We start from the raw sequence: 23,256 nt of genomic DNA, 5'->3' as shown, positions 1-23,256 counted from the left end.
CGCGCCCCATTGGCCCCTGGGCGAACCACCGTTGAACTTCTGGTGTCCCGCTCCGGTCTCGACCGTGTACGCCCCAGAGGTTCGGCGACCGGCCCCCTGTGGGATTCTCAGCCGACCAGTTCGGCAGCGGGCCCGGGCGCCTCGCCGAACCACGCCTTCACCTTGCCGGCCAGCGCCCGCTCGAAGTCGTCGTCGCTGTGGTGCTCCCGGATCCAGTCCGAGAACGAACCACCCGCGACCGCATCGACCTCGGCGCGGCACCCGGCGGGATCGGTCACCGCGCGCGTCAGCATGGCAACGGCCTCCGCCTCGGTCCGATAGATGAACGGATAGTTCTCCGGGAGAATCGCGCGCGCCCAGGGTGTGTCGACGAAAACCCCCACCACACCGGCGAGCAGTGCCTCGATGTATTCGAGGCCATAGGACTCCGAGCGCGACGTCGCCAGGAATGCTGTCGTGCCGGCCAGTGCCTCCCAATAGCCCTCGCGCGTGCGCAAAGGCCCCACCCAGGCCCATTTGTGCCGCGACATGTGCATGGCGGGTTCGCTGATCAGGTGCGCCTCGTGCAACCGCATCTGCACTTGGATCTGCGCCTTTTTCGCCACCTTTTCGACGACGTCGATGAACTCCCAGGGGTGTTTGCTGTCATGGGCATAGATCGCCGGATAGAGCACCACGGGGACCTGCGGCTCCCGGCGCGGTTGGACTCTTTCGGCCCGCACGCCCAAGTTGGACCAGGCCAGCCGGGCCTGCTCGACGAACGGCTGCGTGGTCCATTTCCGCATGATCTCTCGCACCTCGCTGGCGGTGCGTTCCGAGTTGGCGAACGTCGGGAACAGCGCGAAGGTCAGTCCGAGCAGTGCCTTGTTGACCCGGTGGTGATAGTTCTGAGTCGCCGACCACCACACGAAGTTCATCAGTTTCGGCTCGGGCGCGGTCGAGTGGAGAACGCCCCACACATAGGTCGAGTCGATCACGTCCATGTTGATCACGAGCGTGTCGCGGGCATCGAGGAATTCCAGCGGCACCATGTCGAAGCCGTTGCAGCGCTGGCTGGTGGGACCGATCAGGATGGCCGGCTCGAACAGCCGCAGCAACCGGCGGACGAGCAGGGGGCCGGCACCCAGCCCAACGATGTCTCCACTCTCATCGACCAATGGCTGATTGGGGGTCAGGCCATATTTCACAGCGACCTTCATCGCGCATCCTCCTCTTTCAACTCTGCGTACTCCGCCGGATTCTGACGGTTCACCAGATCCTTCGGCGGCGGCGGAGTCGACCGGCGACCGGCCTTGCTCTCCGGCGCGTCCGGCTCGTCCCCGACACGCGAGCGAATCCGCATCGCATAGAACGAACGCCAGACGAACACCGACGCTGCCACGAAGAAGGCGCCGGCGAGGACGTAGGTCCAACCGCCCAAGCCCTGATAGTCGAGGCTCACGGCGAGCTCGACCGCGAGGAGTCCGAACAGCGTGGTGAACTTGATCACTGGGTTCAGGGCGACCGAAGAGGTGTCCTTGTAGGGGTCGCCGACGGTGTCACCCACGATCGTCGCGTCGTGCAACGGCGTGCCCTTGGCGTGGAGGTCCACCTCCACGATCTTCTTCGCGTTGTCCCACGCACCGCCGGCGTTGGCCATGAAGATCGCCTGATACAGCCCGAACATCGCGATCGACACGAGATAGCCGATGAAGAAATAGGGCTCGGCGAACGCGAACGCCAACGTGGCGAAGAACACCGCGAGGAACATGTTCAACATGCCCTTCTGGGCATATTGGGTGCAGATCTCGACAACTCGCTTGGAGTCCTCGGTGGAGGCCTTGGTCACGCCGTCAAGTTGGATGTTGTCCTTGATGAATTCCACCGCTCGATAGGAACCCGTGGTCACGGCTTGGATCGATGCACCGGTGAACCAATAGATGATCGCACCGCCGGTGATCAGCCCGAGCAGGAACGGGGCGTGGAGCAGCGAGAGGTTGGCCACGAGGTCGGGCTGCAGGCCTTGGGTGAGACCGATGATGATCGAGAAGATCATCGTGGTCGCGCCCACGACCGCCGTCCCGATCAGCACCGGCTTGGCGGTCGCCTTGAAGGTGTTGCCCGCTCCGTCGTTCTCCTCCAGCATCTGCTTGGCGCGATCCCACTCCGGCGTGAAGCCATAGTCGCGCTCGATCTCGGCGTCAATGCCGTCGATCTCCTCGATCACCGACAGCTCATAGACCGACTGGGCGTTGTCGGTCACCGGCCCATAGGAATCGACCGCAATCGTGACGGGGCCCATGCTGAGGAAGCCGAACGCCACGAGGCCGAAAGCGAACACGGCGGGCGCGAGCATGAGTTCCTCGAGGCCGGTCTCACTGATCCCGAACGCGGCCGCCATGAGACCGACAATCGCGATCCCCAGCCAGAATCCGGAGAAGTTGCCGGCGACAAGACCCGAGAGGATGTTGAGCGACGGTCCGCCCTCGCGGGAGGACTTCACGACCTCGCGGACGTGGCTGGCGCTGGTGGAGGTGAACACCTTGACCAGTTCGGGGATGAGCGCGCCGGCCAGGGTGCCACACGTCACGATTGCCGACATCTTCCACCAGAGCCCGTTCGGCTCGTGGCTCAGCAGCAGCCACGAGGTGGCGAAGGTGAACGCGATGCACAGGATGGAGGTGACCCAGACGAGATTGGTCAGGGGGGCCTCGAAGTCCATCTGCGTCCGGTTGCCCCACCGGCTGCGGGTGAAGATGTCGTTGGCGAGATAGGACAGCGCCGACGCGATCAGCATCACAGCGCGGATGACGAACATCCAGACCAGGAGCGTGACCTGCACGGCCGGGTCGTGCACGGCCAGCAGGATGAAAGTGATCAGCGCGACGCCGGTGACGCCATAGGTCTCGAAACCATCGGCCGACGGGCCGACCGAGTCGCCGGCATTGTCACCGGTGCAGTCGGCGATCACGCCCGGGTTGCGCGCGTCGTCCTCCTTGATCTTGAAGACGATCTTCATCAGGTCGGAGCCGATGTCGGCGATCTTGGTGAAGATGCCACCCGCGATGCGCAGCACCGAGGCGCCGAGCGACTCACCGATCGCGAAGCCAATGAAGCACGAGCCCGCGATCTCTCCCGGCAGGAAGAGGAGGATGACCAGCATCAGGAACAGTTCGACCGAGATCAGCACCATGCCGACCGACATGCCCGATCGCATCGGGATGGCATGCACCGGATAGGGCTTGCCCCCGAGCGAGGCGAAGGCCGCCCGCGAGTTGGCCAGGGTGTTGACGCGAATCCCATACCACGCCACCCCGTAGGAACCGGCCATGCCGATCAGGCTGAACGCGATGATGATGGCCACGCGGCCCCACGAGAAGTCGACCAGAAACTTGTAGTAGGCGACGATCACGACCGCGATGAACACCCAGAGCAGCATCAGGAACTTGCCCTGCTGCAAGAGATAGGCCTTGCAGGTGGCATAGATCAACTCGGAGATCTCCCGCATCGAGCGGTGCACCGGCATGCGGTTCAGCTGCGCATAGGTCGCCACTCCGAACCCCAGGCCGAACAGGCAGAGAATCATCCCGATCCCGAGCAGAACGGGGCCGGAGACGCCGCCGATGAACTCCACGGAGCCGAGATCCGGCAACTCGAGGGTGGCCTCGCCACCGATGTGGCGCCCCTCGGCGCCGGGCGGGGGCGCAGCAGCGCAACCGCTGAGGACGAGCAGTCCGACTGTCGCCATCAGGAGCGGAATGAGGGAACGGTTCTTGCGGGCCAATGGGGCCGGACCCGCGGACTCAATCATCCGCGGTCGGCGCGAGAGCCACGTCACGATCGCACATCCTTGTCGTTCGTCCAGAGCTGCCTGCGACGGTGCAGACACTCCCGGCACCGAGAATAGGGCCGACCACCGACAGTGTCCGCGGGTTGGTGAAACCGGTCGGATGCTGAGCCGCAGGTGTCCGCGACTCGGTCGATTTGTGTATTCCCCCTTGTGGCGGCCGTTACTGTTGAGGTGTCAACAACCGACCCCTCGGGTCGGTGTCCGCGATCGAGAGCGAGCCGATGTCCCCCATCGACGACCAGACCCGCGACCGCACCGCCCGGGATCCGCAGACCCGGTCCGACCGGACCGAAAAGAACCGGATCTCAAACAGCCAGGGACCGAAGAATGTCGTGCAGGACCTCGGCTGGGGCCGAATCCTTTTCGGCCAGACCTTCCCGGACCCGGACACCATCGGCGAAATGATGCGAGCAGGCGGCTCGGGGCGGCGTGACATCTGTCTCTATCTCCCGCACCCGCACATCTTCGTGTCCCGCCATGCGCAGGACTACTTCCTGGATCCGAGCTACACCTACCGGCTGGATCTCGCCCAGGACATCGGCCCGCGGGTCGTCCCCGGCGTCACCGTCCGCGAGCCGCAGGGTCGCGACGAGTGCGCCGCGATGAACCGTGCCTATGTGAAGAACCGCATGGTCCCGGCGGATGTCGATCTGATGTGGCACAACCAGACCAAGCAGGTGGGGGTGCTTTATCTGATCGCCGTCGACGACGCCACCGGCGAGGTCCTGGGGACTGTCACGGGCCTCGATCACGTGGAGTTGTTCGACGACCAGGAGAAGGGGTCGAGCCTGTGGAGCCTCGCCGTCGATCCCGGCTGCACCGTGCCGGGGGTCGGCGACCTGTTGGTGCGCCACTTGGTGCGGACCATGTGGGCCCGCGGTCGGGAACAGATCGACCTCTCGGTGATCCACACCAACGATCCCGCCATCCGGCTCTATGAACGGCTCGGGTTTCACCAGGTGCCGATCGTCGCGGTGAAGCGCAAGAACGCCATCAACCAGCACCTGTTCGCCTCCACCGTCGATCTGGACGCCCTGAACCCGTATGCCCGGATCATCGCCGACGAAGCCATCCGCCGCGGGGTCGCGGTGACTGTTCTCGACGCCGAGGCGGGCCTGCTGCAGCTCGAGCACGGCGGCACCTCGATCGTGACCCGCGAGTCCCTGTCCCAACTGACGTCCGCGGTGGCCATGAGCATCTGCGACGACAAGCGGCTCACCCGCAAGGTTGTCGAGGCGGCGGGTGTTCGCGTGCCGCGCGGGCGGGTCGCCACTTTCGACGACGAGGACCGGGGGTTCCTGGCCGAAGTGGGGACGGTCGTCGTCAAACCGGCTCGCGGTGAGCAGGGCCAGGGGATCACGGTGGGAGTACGCGACGATGCTGCCCTCGACGCCGCGCTCAGGCGTGCCGGCGGCCCGGAGGCAACCATTGTGCTTGAGGAGCACTGCCCCGGGCACGACCTGCGGGTGCTCGTCATCGACGACAAGATCGTGGCCGCTGCGGTCCGCCGGCCGGCCACCGTCGTCGGCACCGGCGAGCACACGATCGGCGACCTCATCAAGGCGCAGAGCCGACGACGTGAGGCGGCGACCGGCGGGGAGTCCTCGATCCCGCTGGACGATGTCACCGAGGCGACGGTCCGTGAGAGTGGCTGGGCCCTGGACGACGTGCTCCCCCGCGGCGAATCCCTGCACGTGCGCAAGACCGCGAACCTGCACACGGGCGGCACCATCCACGACGTCACCGACACCATCCACCCGGAGCTCGGCGAGGCCGCCGTCACCGCCGCGAAGGCCATCGGCATTCCCGTCACGGGCATCGATCTCATGGTGCCGGACGTGACCGGCACCGCGTACGCCTTCATCGAAGCCAACGAACGGCCCGGCCTCGCCAACCACGAGCCCCGCCCGACCGCCGAGGCCTTCATCGATCTGCTCTTCCCACGCACAACCGCGCCCCCGCGCGCCTGGCAGCCGGGCCGGCCCGAGACTGCCGACAGGGACACCACCGGGCCCGGCGACGCGATCGGCCACGAGTGAGAAAGACATCGGCATGGACCTCGTGACCGGAGCCCTCGTCCTCGACATCATTCTCGTCGCCGTTCTGCTGATGCAGGCGATCACGGGCTGGTATCGGGGGTTTCTCGCCAGCGCGCTGGGTGTCGCCGGGTTGATCGCCGGTGGTTGGATTGCGATCTGGGGGCTGCCGCAGATGATGGCGCCGACCGAGACATTCCGCGAGAACGCGATCGCGCGGGCGGTCGTCATGCTGTTCGGGGTGCTGCTGCTCGCGAGCTTGGGCTATGGCCTGCTCTCCGATGCCGGGCGCCGCATCATGGCCGGCCGGCGGACCGGCGTCCTGGGCCGCGGCGACAGCCTCGCGGGGTCCCTGCTGTCCGCTGCGATGGCGGCAGTGCTGTTGGGGCTCGCAAGCCTTGCTCTGTATCCCTTGTCGCCCGCGTCATGGCGCGGGCTGATGGACGAGTCGAAGGTGCTCTCCACCATCTCCGACAACACACCTCCGGCTGTCGTCGATTTCGCGGCCCGCGCCACCAGCGAGCTCTATGACGCCGGCTTCCCCAGGGTCTTCGGCGATCCGGCCACAGAACCGGATCTGCCGGCCGACTCACCGGATGCCCAGATCGTCAACAACCCCGGTGTCCGGGCAGCTGCCGACAGCATCGTCAAGGTCAACTCATCCATGGTCCGGTGCAACGCAGCCGGCACGGGCACCGGTTGGGTCGTGTCGCCCCAACGAATCGTCACGAACGCCCACGTCGTCGCCGGTTCCAACGCCGTGACCGTGCAGGTCGGCGGGACCGGCGCCCGCCTGAGCGCACAGGTGGTCGGGTTCGATCCCGATCTCGATCTTGCAATCCTCGAGGTCCCGCGGCTCCGCGCGGAGCCACTCGCACGCGCCGCTGCGCTGCACCGCGGTGACTCGGCAGTCGTTGCCGGTTTCCCGCGCGGCGGCCCCTATCGCGTGGAGTCTGCCCGGGTGCGGGGCACGCTGACCGCGACGGGCAACGACATCTATGACAGTCGGCCGGTGCAGCGGGAGATCTATTCGATCTATGCCCGGGTCATCCCCGGCAACTCCGGTGGCCCGCTGTTGACGGAGTCCGGCGAAGTGGCCGGCACGATCTTTGCCCGCTCGGGCACATCGGTCGACACCGGATTCGTCATCACCAACGCCGGGTCGGCCCAGATGCTCGACGAGGCAGCCAATCTGACCCAACCGGTCAGCACGGGGAACTGTGCGGCGTGACCATCGTCTGCCGCCCGACGTCCACGGGCAGCCACCAGCCTTCAAAATCCACCGGCCAGGGGCTACGGTTTGCCGAGTCCGAAGCAACAGCGACTCTGCCTACCCGGAAGGCCACTGTGAGCAACGAACTGCAGTTCATCAAGGGCGTGGACAAGTTGCACGCCTTCTATACGGAGAATGTGCGCATGTTGGCGCATGCCTACGATCTCTCCGACGAGGACGCCGCCCGCATCCTCGATCGCTTCGATTTTCGGAACGTGGCACGCAGCATCCTGCACCCGCCGCGAGTGAATCTGATGGAGCAGGGGCCGGACCTCCGTCCCTGACCCGGTGATCGAGCCCGGCGCCATCGGCGGCCCCGGACATCAACCCAGGGACGAGATGTCGTCGGGCACGTCCACTGCGTGCTCCCGCAGTGCATCCAGCGGGACCACCTCGAGCGCCTTCTCGTGGGTGCTCGCCAGCACCACCGGGGCCGGATAGCCGGCCAGATAAGCCTGCAGCCATCGGCGTGCAACGACGCACCACCGATCCCCCGGCTTGAGCCCCGGAAAATCGTAGGCAGGAATGGGAGTGATCAAGTCGTTCCCGGCGTTGCGCTGATAGCGCAGAAAATCCGCCGTCATCACCGCGCACACCGTGTGATTGCCGAGGTCCTGCGGCACCCACGCGCAGCAACCATCCCGAAAGAAACCCGTCATCGGGTCGCTTCCACAAGGCTGCAGGGGCTCACCGAGGACGTTCAGCGGATCCATGGGGGGAGCTTACTCGCGGGAATACCGAATCCCGCGGAGGCGTTGAGACATTGACTTTTCAACTTCCTCGACACCTGTGGAGGCACCCATGCTCGACCCCGTCAGCCTGTTTGAGTTCGATCCGCACGTCGATCGGCGCACGGTTCGCGCCCGGACGCTGCTCGTCACGCTCGGGAGCCGAGACCCGGGGCACACCCAGCGCACAATCACGCAGCACTTGCTCAACACCCTGCCGAACCACCGGCTCGGCGGAGTGGACAGTGACCAGGTCCTGGATTATGGCGCGCTGCGTCCCGGGATCGGCTTCGAGCGAGATCATTTCACCGGCTATCGCACGCCCACGATCGATCTGCACCACGTCAGCGACGCCCAGGGCAAGAGCTTTCTTCTGCTGGCCGGGCCGGAGCCCAGCCTGCAGTGGGAGCGTCTCGTCGGCACCGTCGACTATCTGATCGATCAGTTCGATATCACCGAGACGGTCATCCTCCAGGGCGTGCCGGCGCCCGCTCCGCACACGCGCCCGTTGCACGTGAGCCGGTTCGCCGGCGGCCCGGACCTCGTTCCGGTGGAGGATTCCGTGCCGATGGCCTTCGAGATGGGGGCCACTTTCACCAGCCTGCTGTCTCTGCGTCTCGGTGAACGCGGTCGCACTGTCACCGGTCTCGTCGCTCATGTGCCGCACTATCTGGCTCAGGGCGACGTTCCGGAGGCTGCGATCGCCCTGCTCGACCGGCTGTCCGGTCGCACTCGGCTTGAACTCCCGCTCGGCGGGCTCCCAGCAGCGGCGCAGATTCTGCGGGAGCGTGTCGACGCGGAGGTGACCGAGTCGGAAGAGGCCCAGCAGATGGTCGCCCAGCTCGAGGAGCAGTTCGACCACTTCATGACGCAGCGCAGCCTCACGCAGGGAGCCGCGGCCGTCCCGAGCGCGGACGAGATCGGCGCTCAGGTCGAGGATTTTCTGCGCGGGCTGGACGACGAGGACGGGTCTGCCGGTGATGATGGTGCGGTCGGCGATTCCGATGACACCGAGTGAGCCTCGGCAATCGGCGCGGACAGGGCTATGATTAACACGATTGATTCCGTTTAAAATCAGGCGAAGGAGCCCCATGTCAGCAGAACTCAGCACCGCGACCCTCGTTGGCGACTTCGTGGCAGTGAACCCCGGCACCGCCCGGGTTCTCGAAGCCCACGGACTCGACTATTGCTGTGGCGGTCAGCGACCGCTGGCGGCGGCTGCTGCTGAAAGCGGCCTGGACGCCGAAGCGATCCTCGCCGAGCTCACAGCGGTGGCACCCGCGACCGATGAGCTCGACGTGACGAAGCTGACGAATGCCGAGTTGTGCGATCACCTCGTCTCGACCCACCACGAATATCTCTGGCGGGAGATGCCGCGCGTCACCCAGCTGGCCAACAAGGTGGCTCGGGTGCACGGCGCGAACCATCCCGAGTTGCGCGAGGTTCAGCTGACCTGGCAGGCACTGGTCACCGATCTCACCGAGCATCTGATGACCGAGGAACAGGAAGAGTTTCCCGCGATCAAGCAGGCCGAGGCCGATGGCAACTCGTTCTCGCGCGAAGGCGTGGAGAAGCTCATGGGCGAGCACGACGAAGCCGGGGAGCTCCTCGCGCGCCTGCGCGAGCTGACCGGCGGCTTCGAGGTCCCGGCTGACGGCTGCGGGTCATATCGTGCTCTCTATGCCGGACTCGAGGATGCCGAGCGGGACCTGCACACCCACATCCACAAGGAGAACAACATCCTGTTCCCCAGGCTCCGCTGAGCGCCCGGAGTCACGCGCGACCCGGGCGTCCTGCTCGAACTCGTGATCGGGGCGTGCTGACTGCGCTTCAGCGGTCGGCGTACTCCCTCTCGGGCACGTCGGCCGCCGGGCGCGCGGCCCGGCTGACATCGAACGCAGCAATCAACAGCCCCACGATCAGGAGCACCCCACCGAACGGGGTGACGGCGCCGAGCCAGCGGGCGCCGGTGAGGGCCATCAAATACAACGACCCACCGAAGACCAACGCACCCCCCAGGAGGAACCACGGGGCGCGACGCTGCTCGGGTCGGGCGCTGATGGCGAGCATCGCGAGGGCTGCGTACATGTGATAGCGCACCCCTGTCTCCCAGTTGGCCAGCATGGCCGGTTCCACCACGTCCTTGAGCCCGTGGGCGCCGAACGCACCGAGAGCGATGCCGACGGCGGCGAGCACCGCGGCGATGATGAAAGTGGTGTTTCGTCGCATGCCCCCACTGTAGGTCGGCGGAACCGTGGGATCGAAAGCCAGCACTTACGATGGACAGCATGACTTCGCTCCATGACTTTCATGCAATTCGGTTGGATGGCACCGATCAGGATCTGGCGTCCTATGCCGGCAAGGTGGTGCTGGTGGTGAACACCGCGAGCGAATGCGGTCTGACCCCGCACTACGAAGGCCTGCAGCGGCTGCACGAGGAATATGCGGACCGCGGCCTTGCCGTGTTGGGATTCCCGTGCAATCAGTTCGGCGCCCAGGAGCCGGGCAGCGACACCGAGATCTCCGAGTTCTGCCAACTCAACTATGGCGTCGACTTCCCAATGTTTTCGAAGGTCGATGTCAACGGCCCCGACGCCCACCCAGCATTCGCCTGGTTGCGGTCCCAGCGCGCGACCGGCAAGGGCACTCCCCCGCCGGCGTTCGCGGAGCACTTGGCCAATCAACCGCGGGGTGAGAACGGCGACTATCTGGAGTGGAACTTCACAAAATTCCTCGTCGACCGGGACGGGCAGGTGATCGAGCGCTATCTGCCGACCGAGACGCCCGAGGCGTTGCGCGAGGACATTGAGGCAGCCCTTGCCGCATGATGCGGCGCAGGATCCCGTTGGCTCTGGGCCTGCTTGCGGCCCTGGCCCAGTGCTGGGCCCTCTATTCTCCAGGCAGTCCCGAGCCGAGGTTCAGCATCCCCGTCCCGGGCGCGGACAAGATCGTGCACGTGCTGCTGTTCGCTGTTCCGGTCGCACTCCTCCTGCACGCGAGGGTGCTGCGGCGAATCGTGCTGCCGATCGCACTGCTTCAGATAGTCGTGAGCGAGATCGTGCAGGAGCTGTGGATTCCTTATCGCGGCGGTGAATTGGGTGACGCCCTCGCCGATCTGGTCGGGATCGGTTTGGGCGTCTTGGGGGCGGCCTGCGGGACGCGTGGCTGGGGTCATGCGCGCGCGACCCGCAGGGGACGGTCGCCGGTCAGAGCTCCTTGAGCCGCTGGCCGGAGGCCTGCGCATAGGCGTTGAGCTTGTCGAGGTGGTGGAACGCCTCGATATAGCGCGTGGTCCCGGACGACGACCTCATGACCACGGAGTGTGTCCGCGCCCCTCCGCCGGGGAGATAGTGCACGCCGTCGACCAAGTCACCATCGGTGATGCCGGTCGCCACGAACAACGTGTTCTCGCTCGAGACCAGATCGTTGGTGTCGAGCACCTTGTCGGGGTCGAGCCCGGCATCGATGGTGCGCTGCCGTTCCTCGTCGGAGGTCGGGTGCAACTTGGCCAGGATGCGACCGCCCATGGCCTTCATCGCGCAGGCGCTGACAACGCCCTCGGGGCTGCCACCGACGCCGGCCAGGATGTCGACGCTGGTCACGCTCGAGGACGCAGCAGCGACGGACGCGGCGACGTCACCGTCCGTGTACATCCGCGTCCGGGCACCGGCCGCGCGAATGGCCTTGGCCAGATCCTCGTGCCGCTCCCGGTTCAGCATGGCCACGACGATGTCCTCGGGTTGCTTGCCCTTGGCCTTGGCGACCTTCTGGATGTTGTCGCCGATCGGCGCTTCGATATCGATGGCATCGGCAGCTTCGGCACCGACGACGAGTTTGTCCATATAGAAACACATCGTCGGGTTGTACATCGTCCCGGACTCGGCCGCCGCCAGCACAGCGATCGAGTTCCGCATGCCGAGGGCCAGCAGGCGGGTGCCGTCCACCGGGTCCACCGCGATGTCGACATAGGGCCCATAGCCGCTGCCGACCTTTTCGCCGTTGTGCAGCATGGGCGCTTCGTCCTTCTCGCCCTCGCCGATGATGATCGTGCCGGCCATGCGGACGCCGGTGAGCACTGCGCGCATGGCGTCCACGGCGGCGCCGTCGCCGGATTCCTTTTGCCCCCGGCCGGCCCAGCGTGCCGCCGCCAGGGCGGCCGCTTCCGTGGCCCGCATCAGATCCAGACCCAGGTTGTGGTTGCCGAGCATGTATCCTCGCTCGAACTTTTCACTCATTCGACTGCCTCCTCGCATCTGGACCTCGGGTCCGGTTTTGCTTGCCACCCTAGCGTTTCGCGTTCCGGGTCTTCCGGCGATACGCACACCTCGGCGCCAGAGGTGGTGCGGTGCGGCACCACGCGCCCCGCGTACCCCCTTCATTCTGCGAACCCTCACATCGATCCTCGCAGAGCGCGAGAGGATCGGATCGTCCTCTTGTGCGATCTAGGAGATTCACGTGCGCGTCACGATCATGGGATCCGGCAACGGAGCCACGGCTGCAGCATTCGAGTGGGCCCAAGCGGGGCATCAGGTGTCGATGTGGGACTCCCGGCAGTTCCCGGACAACATCGCCGCCATCGCACGCAACGGCGCCATCGAAGGCAGAGTGAAGTTCGAGGGCACTGCTCCCATCCGGTACGCGGGGCATGACCTCGACAAAGCTCTGGCCGACACCGAACTGGTCCTCATCGTCGGTCCCGCGTACGCCCACGAAGCCATGGGCGAGGCGCTGCGCGGCAGGCTGACCACCGACGCCGCGTACTGTCTGCTCCCCAGCGCCTGCAACGGCGCCGTCGTCCTCAAACAGGCCCTCGGCCTCGATCTGCGTGACGACACCTATCTGATCGGCGAGACGAGCACGCTCCCCTACGGTTGCCGCGTCATCGCCCCTGGCGTCATCCGCGTCACGACCCGGGTCCTCGACGGGCTCTATGTCGCGACGCTGCCCAGCCATCGGACCCCGGAACTCCTCGGCAGGCTGCGGACCGTCTGGCCCCAGACCGAGGCAGCGAAGAACGTGCTGCAGACCACTTTGCAGAACGGCAACCCCGTCCTCCACCCGGCGATCATGCTGCTCAATGCGAGCCGCATCGAGAACACCGAGGGGGACTTCCTTTTCTACACCGAGGGGGTCACGCCTGCGTCGGCCGCACTGATCGAGGCGATCGACAAGGAGCGCGTCGCGCTCGGCAACGCGATCGGCGTCGACGTCGTGCCCGATCCGGAGCTCGGGCTGCGCCAGGGCTATCTGTCCGAGGCGACCTACCTGAAGGGCTACAACCAGGGCATCGGCTTCGCCAAGTCCCAGGCGCCCAAGTCCCTCGACTTCCGCTATCTCACCGAGGACGTGCCATATGGGCTGGTGTTCATGTCCGAGCTGGCCAAGCAGTTCGACGTGCCCACGCCGGCGATGGACACGGTGATCTCCCTGGCCTCGATCGTGCTGACGACCGACTTCCGCGCTCAGGGCAAGCGGCTGCCGAAGGACCTGGGGTTCGGGGAGCTGAGCCCCGAGCAGGTACGCGGGCTCTGAGCGACCGGCGGGTGAGCGCCACGGTGCCGTGGGCGTCCTAGCCGAGGACCGCCGCCAGGTGCGGTGCCAGCTTCTTGGCGACCTCCTCGGGCCCCATGTCGATCATGGCCTCGGCATGGAGCCGTTCGAAATAGGTGACATCGCTGCGATAGACGGGCTCCGGGTTGGCCCGGCTGACGATCCGTAACAGCAACCCGAAGTCGCTGCTCGGGCTGGGGCCGCCGCCGTACAGTGCCCAGTTGAACGACGCCAGATCGAGCGCGTCATAGCCCATCAGCACCCCGGACAGGACAGCGCCGAGATCCGCGCAATCGTCGTCGGTGAGCTCGAGAATGTCATGCAGTTCCGGAATCAGCAGCCAGACCTCGTGGAATCCGATCGGGGCCCACGGTGTGAGCACGTGGACGCGACCGCGCGTGCCCAGCCAGCGGGGTCCCCCCGCTTCCTGCTCGACGAGTTCGTGCCAGAAGTTCCCCGGCCAACGTTCCGAGGCCGCCACCAGGTTTCGTTGTGCGGTCGTGCCGATGTCGTCGTGCGCGGTCTGCGCATGCGGGTGCACGACGGAGCTGCCGGCGGGCGGCAGATAGTTCGCGTTGATCGAGTGCCACATGGGACGGAGGCCGCCGACGCCGCGCGCGTACGCCACCAACCCGACGAACAGATCCCCGATCAGCTGCGGAGTCAGGTCGCGCAGCCCCACGAAGTGGCGGGTGGTGTCATACAGACCGACGGAGGAAAACTCCGAGTACGCCAGCACATTCGGCACGACCGCGCTCGCACCCCGACGGATGCGGCCCTCGTCGGTGATCGACGGGGCGATCACCCCCGTCGCCACCTCGAGCTTGTCCGCACAGAACGGACAGAACGGCGGCGGGGTCGTGAGGTCGGTGAGGTCGGTCCGAGCGCTCGGAGCCAACTGCCCTTGGTGCAGAATCCGGGCGGTGTGCCCGGTCAGCGGATCGACGCGGATGGTCAGCCCGGCGTCGATGACGTTCGTGGCGTTGCCCAGCTCGGGCACGCGCGCGGTGATCTGGTGTTCGACGAAACGGATCGCGGCCATGCCTCACCCTATGCCGCGCCCAACACCGACAAGCGCGTCACACAAACAATCCCCGCCTAGGGCAACAACGGCAGCGCCGCGGTCACGCCGGCCACCACGAACAGGCTCAGGACTGTCGACAGCGTGACCGTGTCGGCGACGGTCCGGACGTCGCCCTTGTATTCCAGGGACAACAGGAACGCGTTCACCGCCGTCGGCATCGCGCCGGCGAGGACGAGCGCCTGGAGCGGCACCCCGCTCAGCCCGAACAACAGCCCCATGCCGAGGGAGAGGAACGGCATGCCCACGACCCGCACCAGGGTTGCGGTCACGACCGGGCGGGTGATGTGGAGCCGCTTCGTGGCACCGAGCTGCACGCCGAGGGCCAGCAGGACGATCGGCAGAGCGGCGTCGGACAGCATCTCCACACCGCGCATCACGCCGAGCGGGAGCGACCAGTCCAGCAGGCGCAGGACCAATGCGAGGGCGATCGCCCACCACACCGGGAGCTTCACCATGCCCTTCAGGGCAGACACTGCCCCTTCGCCGGAGCCGAACAGCAACGGGCCGACGACGAAACCGAGCACGACCGACGCGAGGAACATCAGCACGCTCTGCTCGAAACCCGCCTGCCCGAGCGCGAACAGCGCGATCGGCAGACCCATGTTGCCGCTGTTGGAGATCGCAACGCTGGCCATCACCGCACGGCGCGTGGGGGCCGGCACGGCCGGAGTGAGCAGCCCGCCGATGGCCGCGCCGACCAGCGAGACCAGCACATAGGCACCGACCAGGGTGACGCCCACCTGTCCCGACACCTCCGTGGTGAGCAGGACGTGCAGACACAGCGCGGGCGTCAGGGCGTTGAGCGCGATCTTGCTGATGGTCCCGGCATCCAGCGGAAAGAGGCGGCCGAGCATGAATCCGCTGCCGGCGACGATCAGCACGGGCACGATGACGTTGATCAATGCCAGCATCAATCCCATGTGGTGTCCTCTCGCATCGGGATCGCTGGGCTCCGGTGCCCGATGATCTCTCTGGGCAGTCTGCCCAATCCGCCGGGAGGAATGCGGCGCACCTGCCGCACGGCGGCACATGGCCCGCCCCGATTCCGAGAAACTGGGACAATCCCCTTGTGCAGCACACCGTGACAAACCTTCCGAACACCAACTGGTGCGCCACGACGACCTTGGCCAACGAGGATCGCAACGTGGCCGTCCGTGGTGTCGAGGAGGCCGCCCAGTTGATCCGCGAATGCGACTCCCGGCTGCAGCCGCTCGGTTCGCGGTTCAGTTATCCGACTTATGTGACGGCTCAGGACGGGCTCGCCGTGCATCTGCGCTCCGAGCAGCACATCCTCGCGAGCGACTGCGAGACGATCACGGTGACCGGCGACTGCACGCTCGGGGCCCTCTGGGACCACCTGCGCGACCGCGGCCGCACCCTGCCGATCTGCCCACCCGTCATCACCGAGCAGACGGTTGCCGGCGCGATCGGCACCGGCACCCATGCTCAGGGCACCGGCGAAGGACTGATCGCCGACACCGTGCTGTCGATCGACTATCTCGATGCCACCGGCCAACTGCGCCGCATCGAACGCGCTGGCGAGGCCTTCGGGGCGTTTCAGCTTCATCTCGGGTCGCTGGGCCTGATCACCGAGGTCACCCTCGCGGTGGCGCCCAACCGCGACTACGTGGCGCACAAATACACGACCTCCGGCGACGACCTGCGCCAGAACTTTCGGACCTGGAACGATCGGTCCGAGCATGTGAAGGCTTGGTGGTTCACCGAGGAGGACCGCGTCCACGTGTGGGAGGTCTCCCCCGCCGACTCGGGCGCGCCGATCGACCCGAGCGCCACCACCCATGCCGATCTCAACCCCGTCCTGCAGGCGACCCAGGAACGCATGGGGGCCGAGCTCCGCAGCGATGACCGCACGATCGCCCCCCAGCGCACGGTCGGCCGCTTCTATGACTACGCCGACACGACCGGAGACCTGGTCGAGATCTTCCGCAACGGCATTCCGGCTCCGCAGATCAACATGGAGGTCGGGGTGCCCCTCGACCGCTTCCGGGCCGCGGCCGACGATCTGCGTCGCGTCCTCGCAAACTCCGCGTACCGTCTGCACTACCCCGTCATCCTCCGCCCCACCGGGCCGACCAATGCGTGGCTCGCGGCCGCGTACGACCGCCCCACCTGCTGGTTCGGTTTCGTCGTCTATCAGCGCGAGGATGGTTCGGTCGCGGACGGCTCGGTCGAACTGCTCGGCGAGATCCAGGCAGCGCTGGCGGCGCACGAGGGCCTGCCGCATTGGGGAAAGTATTTCGACCCGTTGCACTATGACTTCCGGTCACTGCCGCGGTGGGCCGATTTTCAGGCAGTACGCCACCGGCTCGACCCCCTCGGACGGTTCCTGCACCCCCGGCTCGCGCCCCTGCTGGACGCCGCATGACCGGCTCGGTCGTCGCCGTCTTCGGCGGTCGCAGCGAGATCGGCTCGGCCATCGCGACGCGCCTCGCACCGGGCAACACCGTCGTGCTGCTGGCCCGGCCGGGGCCGGTCACCGCCGAGGAGAAGGCCTGCCGCGCCGCCGGTGCGACACGAGTCATCTCCTTGGAGTTCGATGCCGATGACACCGATGGCCACGCCGACCTCGTCGAGCGGATCGAGGCCGCGGCCGGCCCCATCGACATCGCGGTGCTCGCGTTCGGGATTCTCGGCGATCAGACCGAGGCGGAGCGGGACCATCGGGCGGCCGTCGCGATCCTCCGGACAGACTTCATCGCCCAGGCCAGCCTGTTGACGGCCTTGGCCGAGCGGATGCGTGCCCGGGGAGCCGGCACGCTGGTCGCCTTCTCCTCCGTCGCCGGGGTGCGCGTCCGACGGGCCAACTATGTCTACGGCTCGGCGAAGGCCGGGCTCGACGGGTTCGCCTCGGGTCTGGCGGATGCACTGCATGGGACCGGCGTACGCCTCATCATCGCCCGGCCCGGCTTCGTCATCGGTCGCATGACCGAGGGCCTGGACCCGGCACCCTTCTCGTCGACACCGGACAAGGTGGCCGATGCGGTGGTGCGGGAGATCCGAACCGGCCGACGCGTCGAGCTCTGGATCCCGTGGCAACTGCGGGTGATGTTCTCCGTCGCACCGTTCATTCCACGCGCGATCTGGCGGCGCATGCCGCGCTGACCCGAGCGCCGAGTGTCGGGAGCGTCTGCTTCACTTCCCCCATGAGGCCTGTGAACCTGACCTTCCTCGGCGCGGTCGGCACCGTGACCGGATCCAAATATCTGCTGACGATCGGCGAGCGCCGGGTGCTGGTCGACGCCGGCATGTTCCAGGGCGAGAAGCAGTGGCGTGAGCTCAACTGGGCCGAGTTCCCGGTCGACCCCGCGACGATCACCGACGTCCTGCTCACCCACGCCCACACCGACCACGCAAGCTATCTGCCCGCGCTGGTCAGGCAGGGTTTCACCGGTCCCATCTGGGCCACCGAAGGCACTCGGCGACTGGCCGAGATCGTGCTGCGGGACGCCGGCAAACTCCAGGAGGCGCAGGCTTCGGAGGCGAACGCGGGCGGTTGGTCCAAGCACTCACCGGCCCTTCCCCTCTACACCATCAAAGACGTCGAGAACACCCTGCCGTTGTTCCGGCGAATCGATTGGGACACCGAGGTGGACCTCGGCGAGGGCCTCAGCGCGACCTGGACGCGATCCGGGCACATTCTCGGCTCGGCCAGCATCCACGTGCGCGTCGATGAGGCCGACGTGCTCTTCTCGGGTGACGTGGGACGCCACGACCATCCGATCCTCAAGCCGAGAGCCATTCCGGAGGGGGCCCGGTTCGTCCTCATCGAATCGACGTATGGCGATCGCGAACATCCCGAGCCGGACGGCCCGGCGCACGAGGACTTCGCCGAAGCCATCCGCCGCACGGTCGCCGCGGGGGGCGAGGTCATCGTGCCGGCCTTCGCGATCGATCGGACCGAGGCGGTCATGCGTGCACTCACGGAGATGTTCCGTGCCGGCCGCATCCCCGATGTCCCGGTGATCGTCGACGGCCCGATGGCGCTGGCGGCGCTGGACGTCTATCGCGACGAGTCCCTCGACGAGCTCCGCGGCGACATCGATGTCGAAGACTTCACCGGGTTGCCGCAGCTTCGTGAGGTCCGATCGGGCCGGGAGTCCAAGACGTTGAACAAGCGGAGTGGTCCGCGCATCATCGTGTCGTCGTCGGGCATGGCCGAGGGTGGCCGGGTGTTGCATCACCTCGCCCGGGCTCTGCCGGACCCCAGGAGCACGGTCGTGCTGACCGGCTTCCAGGCCGAAGGCACGCGCGGGCGCGACCTCGAGGAAGGCGCCAAGCAGGTCAAGATCAACGGTCGCTATGTGAAGGTGCGCGCGAAGATCGTCCGCGACCGGGAGTTCTCGGTGCACGGGGACTGCTCCGACCTGCTCGATTGGCTCCGTGAACTCGACGAGGAGCCCGAGACCGTTTTCGTGACCCACGGTGAACCCGAGGTCGCAGCATCGTTCGCGGCGCGCATCGAGCAGGAGTTCGGCTGGACAGCAGTCGTGCCGCGCTATGGCGAGGTCGTGACGCTCAATCCACCGGTCGACGATTTCGAGCCCGCCGAATAGGCCAGCTCGCCCTCGAGCCAGGTCTCGGCGACGGTGACCAGGTCCAACTCCTCCGGGTCGATCGCGAACGGGTCGCGGTCCAGCACGACGAACGAGCCGAGCATGCCCGGCGCCAGCTTGCCGAGTCGGTCGAAGCGGGCGACCGAGGCGGCCCGGGCCGTGTAGAGCAGCAGTGCCTCCCCCAGGCTCACCGCTTGCGCCTGCCCGATATCGGCTCCGGTGTGGGACTTCCGGACCACGGCAGCCTTGACCGAGGAGAACACGTGATCGGCCGTCGCCCAGGCGGTGGCGGGCGCGTCGGATGACAGGGCGGTGGCCGGGACACGATCGAAGTAGCGGCGGATCGGGTAGGCCTCACCGGCCAGTTCATCGGTGAGCGCGGCCTCGTAGCTGGCGTACTCCGCGAAATAGAAGATCGTGTGCGAGATCACGGCGAAGCTCATGCGCGCGGCATTGAGCTGGTCGATCATCTCGTCGCTCACGAGAGTGGCGTGCTCGATGCGCACGCACGGCACGTCCGTCAGCCACGGCTCCTCATCGCCCAGCGCGTCGAGCACGAACTGCACGGCGGCGTCGCCCATCGCATGGCACGAGAGCTGGATCTTGTTGGCCCGCGCCCAAGCGACTGCGGTGGCGAAGTCCTCATCGGTCAGCGTCCGGATCCCCGTTTCCGTGCTGTCCCGATAGGCGCACTTGCACCACGCGGTCTGGTCGGAGAACGCGCCGTCGATGAACACCTTGAGCCCGGCAATGTGCACCGGTCCGCTGCGGTCGGCGTCGGTGAGCCCTTCGGGATAGTCCCGGATCGCTTCCGCCCATCCCAGATAGATCGGGCACTGTTGCACGAACCCGCTGCCATTGGCCTCGCGGACGCGCTCCAGTGGCTCATCGATGAAGCTGGCCAGCAGGTCACAGACTCCGACCAAGCCCTCGCTCAGATAGTGCCGACCCACTTGGCCCAGCTCTTGCACGATGTCGGCGGCCGTCTGTGCGGGTTTGTGCTCCGCGACCACGGACGTCGCGGAATGCTCGGTGAGGACGCCACTGGGGAAGCCGCCGGATTCACGCTCGAATCGGCCGCCGTGCGGATCAGGGGTTTTCGTCGTGATCCCACACAGCGCGAGCGCCGCGGTGTTGACCGAGCCGTTGTGTCCGTCGCAGCGTCGGATGAACACCGGCTGGCACGTGCTCACCCGGTCGAGATCGTGCCGGTCGGGCTTCCGGCGCCCCTCAAAGGTCGACTCGTCATAACCGAATCCCTCGATCCAGCGGGGGTTTCCGTCCGCGTCCAGCACGCCGACCGTGGGTTGCGCCCGCAGCGCCTCGATCAGCTCGTCCAGTGTGGTCACCGCCGGTGGCAGCAGGTTCGCGGCCCCCGCGAGCGTCGCCGTGAAGATCGGGTGGATGTGGACGTCCAGGAGACCGGGCAGCACCGTCGCACCGGCGAGATCATGAGCCGAGGCGAGCTCGGATTCGGACAGGTCTGCTTCGTCGCCGATCCAGTCGATGACACCGTCCACGATCCGCATTGCGGAGGCGAAATGGTCGGCACTCTGCGCCGTGAAGATCCGGCCGTTGGTCAGGGTCAGCGTCGTCATCGCACAAGTCAACACCGTCCGTCGTCCCGGAGGCAGCCGTTCACGGAAACCGGTCGGTGGCCGCGCAACTTGCCGCCGCGGGAAGGCTCGCTTGGTACTCTCGGAGCCGAGGTGGCCGCGCTTCCCCCATGACTTCAGCCCATGGCGCGGTGCTGCCGCGGAGGAGCGGATATGGATCTCGGTGTGGACTTCGGGACCACGCGCACCATCACCGCGGTCGCCGACCGCGGCAACTATCCGGTGGTCGGCCTGACCGACCAACTCGGCGACTCCCACGATTGGTTCCCATCGGTTGCGGCGCTGGCCGGGAATCGTCTCGTCCACGGGTTCGAGGCGCTGGCGGCCGCCGAGCAGGGCGCTCCACTGCTGCGCTCGTTCAAAAGGCTGCTCGCCACCCCGGACTTCGGTCCGGACACGCTGGTGCGAGTCGGTGATGCGGTTTTCCCCTTGGTGACCGTCCTCGAGTCCCACCTGGTCGCTCTGCGGGAAGCGTTGGTGCGGTCCGGCATCGACTGGGCCTCGGTCACCTCGACCGTCATCTCCGTTCCTGCGCACGCCCACGGTCCGCAGCGGTTCTGGACCCTGGAGTCGTTCCGCCGGGCGGGGTTCCCGGTCACGGCGATGATGAACGAGCCATCGGCGGCCGGATTCGAATACACCCACCGTCAGCCACGCACGATCAGTTCCAAGCGCACGCGGCTGATCGTCTACGACCTGGGCGGGGGCACCTTCGACGCCTCTCTGGTCAAGGTCGAGGGAACCGCTCACGAGGTGGTCGACTCGCTGGGTGTGAATGCCCTGGGCGGTGACGATTTCGATCGGGTGCTGGCAGATCTCGCGCTGACCGCGATCGGCACTCCAGCCGACAGGCTGTCCCCCACCGCAGCCGATGACCTGCTGATGGCTTGCCGCGAGGCGAAGGAACGACTGTCCCCGCAGACCCGGCGCATCGCGCTGGAGGCGGCGGGGGACGTGGTGGTGGTCGACGTCAACGACTTCTATGCCGCCGCGACACCGTTGGTCGAGCAGAGTCTGGCGGCCATGCGACCGCTGCTGGGTGGCCTGGACGCCGAGACCGCGGAGCTCAGCGATGTCGCCGGCATCTATCTCGTCGGTGGTGGATCAGGGTTGCCGCTCGTGCCGCGTCTCCTGCGTGAGCGCTTCGGCCGGCGGGTGCATCGTTCGCCCTATCCGGCTGCCTCCACCGCGATCGGTCTTGCGATCGCCGCGGATGCGCAATCCGGCTTCTCCCTGACCGAACGGCTCTCCCGTGGGTTCGGGGTGTTCCGCGAGGTCGCCGACGGCCGGGCGCTCAGCTTCGACCCGATCCTCGACCGCGCTGCCGAGGTGCCCGCGGACGGTGAACAGGTGGTCGTCCGGCGCTATCGGGCACGGCACAACGTGGGCGAGTTCCGCTTCGTCGAGTACGCCCAACTCGATCCTTCCGGCCACCCCGCGGGGGATGTCGTGCCCTTCGGACGCATCGTGTTCCCGTTCGAGGCAGCCTTGCAACGCGAACCGGCCCCGGTCCCGGTCGCCGTGGAGCGCCGGGACGAAGGGCCGGAGGTCGAGGAACGCTATGTGATCGACCCGAACGGGATCGTCACCGTCCGGATCACCGATCTCGACACGGGCTTCGCTCTGGAGGAGTCACTGGCAAGCACCTGAAGACCGCTATCGCGGCGGCCCGGGGGTCGCCCCAGGCCCGCCGCGATAGCGGCGAAGGCTATGCGAAGTCCGGACGCTCCGGCAGTTCACCGTCGACGCGGAGACCCTCGGTGGTGCCGCGGGTGATCCAGCCGAGGACCGCGTCGCGACCGCCCTTGAGCGTCGGACCGCCGCTGCCGACGGTATAGCTCTCGCCCTCGTCGGTCTCGATCTGCAGTCCGGGATAGTCGTCGCGCTTCTGGATGCGGGCGACAGCGAGGTCGAGCGCGTCCTCGAGGGCATCGATGTCGGCCTCGTCGATTCCCCACAGGGTGTCGAGATCGTAGTGGTGCACGATGATCTCGGAGATGCGATAGGCAGGCAGCAGATAGGGATTGACGGGCCCGGACGCCATCTCCACCTCTTCGGCGCCGAGTTTGCCGGCGCGCAGCTGATCCGCGGCCTTGGCGAAGCCGGCGTTCGCTTCGCGCATCTTCTGCTTGAGCTCTGCCGGCGGCAGCGCGGCGAGTTCGGCGATCTCGGCGTTGCGCTCCTCCATCGACGAATACATCGCCTGCTTGTTCCCGGTCACGGCCCAGTCGATGAGCCGGCCGAGAGCGCGGGCGTTGCCCACGAGGTGGGCCACGACGTCGGCACGAGTCCAGCCTTCGGCGTGCGACGGGGCGGCCATTTCGTTGTCGGTCAGGCTCTCGATGGTCGCCATGATCATGCCGGTCTCGCGCTCGAGGCGGTTGAGGTCAGCGGGCATGTACGCAGCAGTCTTGTTCATGGACCCAGTTTGGTCCGCGCCCGGGTGGGGCGCTACACCGGGTGTGCGAACTTGGACGTCACAGCCCTCGATTCAAGCCGCCGAGCACATTTGGCACACGAGATGGTCGGATCGGTGTTGCTGCGCGAGACTGGGGCGGTCCGTCCC

Annotated in this window: 21 protein-coding genes; 12 read left to right on the top strand and 9 right to left on the bottom strand. The window is 66.9% G+C overall.

Going from position 1 to position 23,256, the window contains the following annotated elements; all coding sequences use genetic code 11:
• Window positions 1–107: 107 nt before the first annotated feature.
• Window positions 108–1,199, bottom strand: coding sequence for a glycosyltransferase family 1 protein (locus ACQ260_RS01265; RefSeq protein WP_432557579.1), 1,092 nt, complete (start codon window positions 1,197–1,199; stop codon window positions 108–110).
• Window positions 1,196–3,763 (bottom strand): sodium-translocating pyrophosphatase, encoded by a 2,568-nt coding sequence (locus ACQ260_RS01260; protein WP_432558345.1) that lies wholly within the window; start codon window positions 3,761–3,763, stop codon window positions 1,196–1,198. Before ACQ260_RS01260 ends, ACQ260_RS01265 begins: the two co-directional genes overlap by 4 nt.
• Before the next feature lie 263 nt (window positions 3,764–4,026).
• Between ACQ260_RS01260 and ngg the strand changes: the two genes are divergently transcribed.
• From ngg to ACQ260_RS01245, 3 genes are all read left to right on the top strand, one after another.
• Complete coding sequence (gene ngg / locus ACQ260_RS01255) at window positions 4,027–5,868, top strand: N-acetylglutaminylglutamine synthetase (RefSeq protein WP_432557578.1); 1,842 nt, start codon at window positions 4,027–4,029, stop codon at window positions 5,866–5,868.
• Between the two features lie 13 nt (window positions 5,869–5,881).
• A complete protein-coding gene (locus ACQ260_RS01250) occupies window positions 5,882–7,096 on the top strand; it encodes a MarP family serine protease (RefSeq protein WP_432557577.1) in 1,215 nt (404 codons plus the stop codon).
• Between the two features lie 116 nt (window positions 7,097–7,212).
• Window positions 7,213–7,422: a hypothetical protein gene (locus ACQ260_RS01245; RefSeq protein WP_432557576.1), complete on the top strand. Its 210-nt coding sequence runs from the start codon at window positions 7,213–7,215 to the stop codon at window positions 7,420–7,422.
• Between the two features lie 39 nt (window positions 7,423–7,461).
• Here ACQ260_RS01245 and ACQ260_RS01240 read toward each other — a convergent pair whose 3' ends face one another.
• Window positions 7,462–7,851 (bottom strand): DUF2237 family protein, encoded by a 390-nt coding sequence (locus tag ACQ260_RS01240; RefSeq protein ID WP_432557575.1) that lies wholly within the window; start codon window positions 7,849–7,851, stop codon window positions 7,462–7,464.
• A gap of 88 nt (window positions 7,852–7,939) precedes the next feature.
• On the opposite strand from ACQ260_RS01240, the gene ACQ260_RS01235 reads away from it, so the two are divergent.
• Entirely contained in the window at window positions 7,940–8,884 is a 945-nt protein-coding gene (locus ACQ260_RS01235; protein WP_432557574.1) for a PAC2 family protein, read from the top strand.
• A 73-nt stretch (window positions 8,885–8,957) separates the two neighbouring features.
• Window positions 8,958–9,629, top strand: a complete 672-nt coding sequence (ric, locus tag ACQ260_RS01230; RefSeq protein ID WP_432557573.1) for an iron-sulfur cluster repair di-iron protein — start codon at window positions 8,958–8,960, stop codon at window positions 9,627–9,629.
• A gap of 67 nt (window positions 9,630–9,696) precedes the next feature.
• On the opposite strand, the gene ACQ260_RS01225 is transcribed toward ric, so the two are convergent.
• Window positions 9,697–10,095, bottom strand: a complete 399-nt coding sequence (locus ACQ260_RS01225; RefSeq protein ID WP_432557572.1) for a DUF423 domain-containing protein — start codon at window positions 10,093–10,095, stop codon at window positions 9,697–9,699.
• A 59-nt stretch (window positions 10,096–10,154) separates the two neighbouring features.
• Here ACQ260_RS01225 and ACQ260_RS01220 point away from each other — a divergent pair, with 59 nt between their 5' ends.
• Both ACQ260_RS01220 and ACQ260_RS01215 read left to right on the top strand, forming a co-directional pair.
• Window positions 10,155–10,694 (top strand): glutathione peroxidase, encoded by a 540-nt coding sequence (locus ACQ260_RS01220; RefSeq protein ID WP_432557571.1) that lies wholly within the window; start codon window positions 10,155–10,157, stop codon window positions 10,692–10,694.
• Window positions 10,691–11,086: a VanZ family protein gene (locus tag ACQ260_RS01215; RefSeq protein WP_432557570.1), complete on the top strand. Its 396-nt coding sequence runs from the start codon at window positions 10,691–10,693 to the stop codon at window positions 11,084–11,086. Before ACQ260_RS01220 ends, ACQ260_RS01215 begins: the two co-directional genes overlap by 4 nt.
• Here ACQ260_RS01215 and glpX read toward each other — a convergent pair.
• On the bottom strand, window positions 11,073–12,101 hold the full coding sequence (gene glpX, locus ACQ260_RS01210) for a class II fructose-bisphosphatase (RefSeq protein ID WP_432557569.1): 1,029 nt from the start codon (window positions 12,099–12,101) through the stop codon (window positions 11,073–11,075). The genes ACQ260_RS01215 and glpX overlap by 14 nt on opposite strands.
• Window positions 12,102–12,321: 220 nt before the next feature.
• On the opposite strand from glpX, the gene ACQ260_RS01205 reads away from it, so the two are divergent.
• A complete protein-coding gene (locus ACQ260_RS01205; protein ID WP_432557568.1) occupies window positions 12,322–13,398 on the top strand; it encodes an NAD/NADP octopine/nopaline dehydrogenase family protein in 1,077 nt (358 codons plus the stop codon).
• A gap of 37 nt (window positions 13,399–13,435) precedes the next feature.
• On the opposite strand, the gene ACQ260_RS01200 is transcribed toward ACQ260_RS01205, so the two are convergent.
• Both ACQ260_RS01200 and ACQ260_RS01195 read right to left on the bottom strand, forming a co-directional pair.
• A complete protein-coding gene (locus ACQ260_RS01200; RefSeq protein ID WP_432557567.1) occupies window positions 13,436–14,458 on the bottom strand; it encodes a hypothetical protein in 1,023 nt (340 codons plus the stop codon).
• Between the two features lie 56 nt (window positions 14,459–14,514).
• Complete coding sequence (locus tag ACQ260_RS01195) at window positions 14,515–15,420, bottom strand: AEC family transporter (RefSeq protein WP_432557566.1); 906 nt, start codon at window positions 15,418–15,420, stop codon at window positions 14,515–14,517.
• Window positions 15,421–15,581: 161 nt separating this feature from the next.
• Here ACQ260_RS01195 and ACQ260_RS01190 point away from each other — a divergent pair, with 161 nt between their 5' ends.
• The 3 genes from ACQ260_RS01190 to ACQ260_RS01180 are packed head-to-tail and all read left to right on the top strand — an operon-like array spanning window position 15,582 to window position 19,074.
• Complete coding sequence (locus ACQ260_RS01190; RefSeq protein WP_432557565.1) at window positions 15,582–16,886, top strand: D-arabinono-1,4-lactone oxidase; 1,305 nt, start codon at window positions 15,582–15,584, stop codon at window positions 16,884–16,886.
• The gene (locus ACQ260_RS01185; protein ID WP_432557564.1) at window positions 16,883–17,623 is read left to right on the top strand and encodes an SDR family NAD(P)-dependent oxidoreductase; all 741 of its coding nucleotides are present in this window, start codon (window positions 16,883–16,885) and stop codon (window positions 17,621–17,623) included. Before ACQ260_RS01190 ends, ACQ260_RS01185 begins: the two co-directional genes overlap by 4 nt.
• Window positions 17,624–17,664: 41 nt before the next feature.
• Window positions 17,665–19,074: an MBL fold metallo-hydrolase RNA specificity domain-containing protein gene (locus tag ACQ260_RS01180; RefSeq protein WP_432557563.1), complete on the top strand. Its 1,410-nt coding sequence runs from the start codon at window positions 17,665–17,667 to the stop codon at window positions 19,072–19,074.
• Here the strand turns inward: ACQ260_RS01180 and ACQ260_RS01175 are convergent.
• Window positions 19,017–20,672, bottom strand: coding sequence for an amidohydrolase (locus ACQ260_RS01175; protein WP_432557562.1), 1,656 nt, complete (start codon window positions 20,670–20,672; stop codon window positions 19,017–19,019). The genes ACQ260_RS01180 and ACQ260_RS01175 overlap by 58 nt on opposite strands.
• A 171-nt stretch (window positions 20,673–20,843) precedes the next feature.
• On the opposite strand from ACQ260_RS01175, the gene ACQ260_RS01170 reads away from it, so the two are divergent.
• Window positions 20,844–22,340, top strand: a complete 1,497-nt coding sequence (locus tag ACQ260_RS01170) for an Hsp70 family protein (RefSeq protein ID WP_432557561.1) — start codon at window positions 20,844–20,846, stop codon at window positions 22,338–22,340.
• A 58-nt stretch (window positions 22,341–22,398) separates the two neighbouring features.
• On the opposite strand, the gene ACQ260_RS01165 is transcribed toward ACQ260_RS01170, so the two are convergent.
• On the bottom strand, window positions 22,399–23,109 hold the full coding sequence (locus ACQ260_RS01165; protein WP_432557560.1) for a maleylpyruvate isomerase family mycothiol-dependent enzyme: 711 nt from the start codon (window positions 23,107–23,109) through the stop codon (window positions 22,399–22,401).
• Window positions 23,110–23,256 lie beyond the last annotated feature (147 nt).

The sequence above is a fragment of the Ammonicoccus luteus genome (assembly GCF_050880385.1).
Taxonomy (GTDB): Bacteria; Actinomycetota; Actinomycetes; order Propionibacteriales; family Propionibacteriaceae; genus Enemella.
This window is presented reverse-complemented; position numbering and strand designations above follow the sequence as displayed.

Coding starts and splice junctions, on each gene's coding strand:
- ACQ260_RS01265 (WP_432557579.1), bottom strand. CDS start 1,199: ATGAAGGTCGCTGTGAAATATGGCCTGACCCCCAATCAGCCATTGGTC.
- ACQ260_RS01250 (WP_432557577.1), top strand. CDS start 5,882: ATGGACCTCGTGACCGGAGCCCTCGTCCTCGACATCATTCTCGTCGCC.
- ACQ260_RS01240 (WP_432557575.1), bottom strand. CDS start 7,851: ATGGATCCGCTGAACGTCCTCGGTGAGCCCCTGCAGCCTTGTGGAAGC.
- ACQ260_RS01235 (WP_432557574.1), top strand. CDS start 7,940: ATGCTCGACCCCGTCAGCCTGTTTGAGTTCGATCCGCACGTCGATCGG.
- ric (WP_432557573.1), top strand. CDS start 8,958: ATGTCAGCAGAACTCAGCACCGCGACCCTCGTTGGCGACTTCGTGGCA.
- ACQ260_RS01225 (WP_432557572.1), bottom strand. CDS start 10,095: ATGCGACGAAACACCACTTTCATCATCGCCGCGGTGCTCGCCGCCGTC.
- ACQ260_RS01220 (WP_432557571.1), top strand. CDS start 10,155: ATGACTTCGCTCCATGACTTTCATGCAATTCGGTTGGATGGCACCGAT.
- ACQ260_RS01215 (WP_432557570.1), top strand. CDS start 10,691: ATGATGCGGCGCAGGATCCCGTTGGCTCTGGGCCTGCTTGCGGCCCTG.
- glpX (WP_432557569.1), bottom strand. CDS start 12,101: ATGAGTGAAAAGTTCGAGCGAGGATACATGCTCGGCAACCACAACCTG.
- ACQ260_RS01200 (WP_432557567.1), bottom strand. CDS start 14,458: ATGGCCGCGATCCGTTTCGTCGAACACCAGATCACCGCGCGCGTGCCC.
- ACQ260_RS01195 (WP_432557566.1), bottom strand. CDS start 15,420: ATGGGATTGATGCTGGCATTGATCAACGTCATCGTGCCCGTGCTGATC.
- ACQ260_RS01185 (WP_432557564.1), top strand. CDS start 16,883: ATGACCGGCTCGGTCGTCGCCGTCTTCGGCGGTCGCAGCGAGATCGGC.
- ACQ260_RS01180 (WP_432557563.1), top strand. CDS start 17,665: ATGAGGCCTGTGAACCTGACCTTCCTCGGCGCGGTCGGCACCGTGACC.
- ACQ260_RS01175 (WP_432557562.1), bottom strand. CDS start 20,672: ATGACGACGCTGACCCTGACCAACGGCCGGATCTTCACGGCGCAGAGT.
- ACQ260_RS01170 (WP_432557561.1), top strand. CDS start 20,844: ATGGATCTCGGTGTGGACTTCGGGACCACGCGCACCATCACCGCGGTC.
- ACQ260_RS01165 (WP_432557560.1), bottom strand. CDS start 23,109: ATGAACAAGACTGCTGCGTACATGCCCGCTGACCTCAACCGCCTCGAG.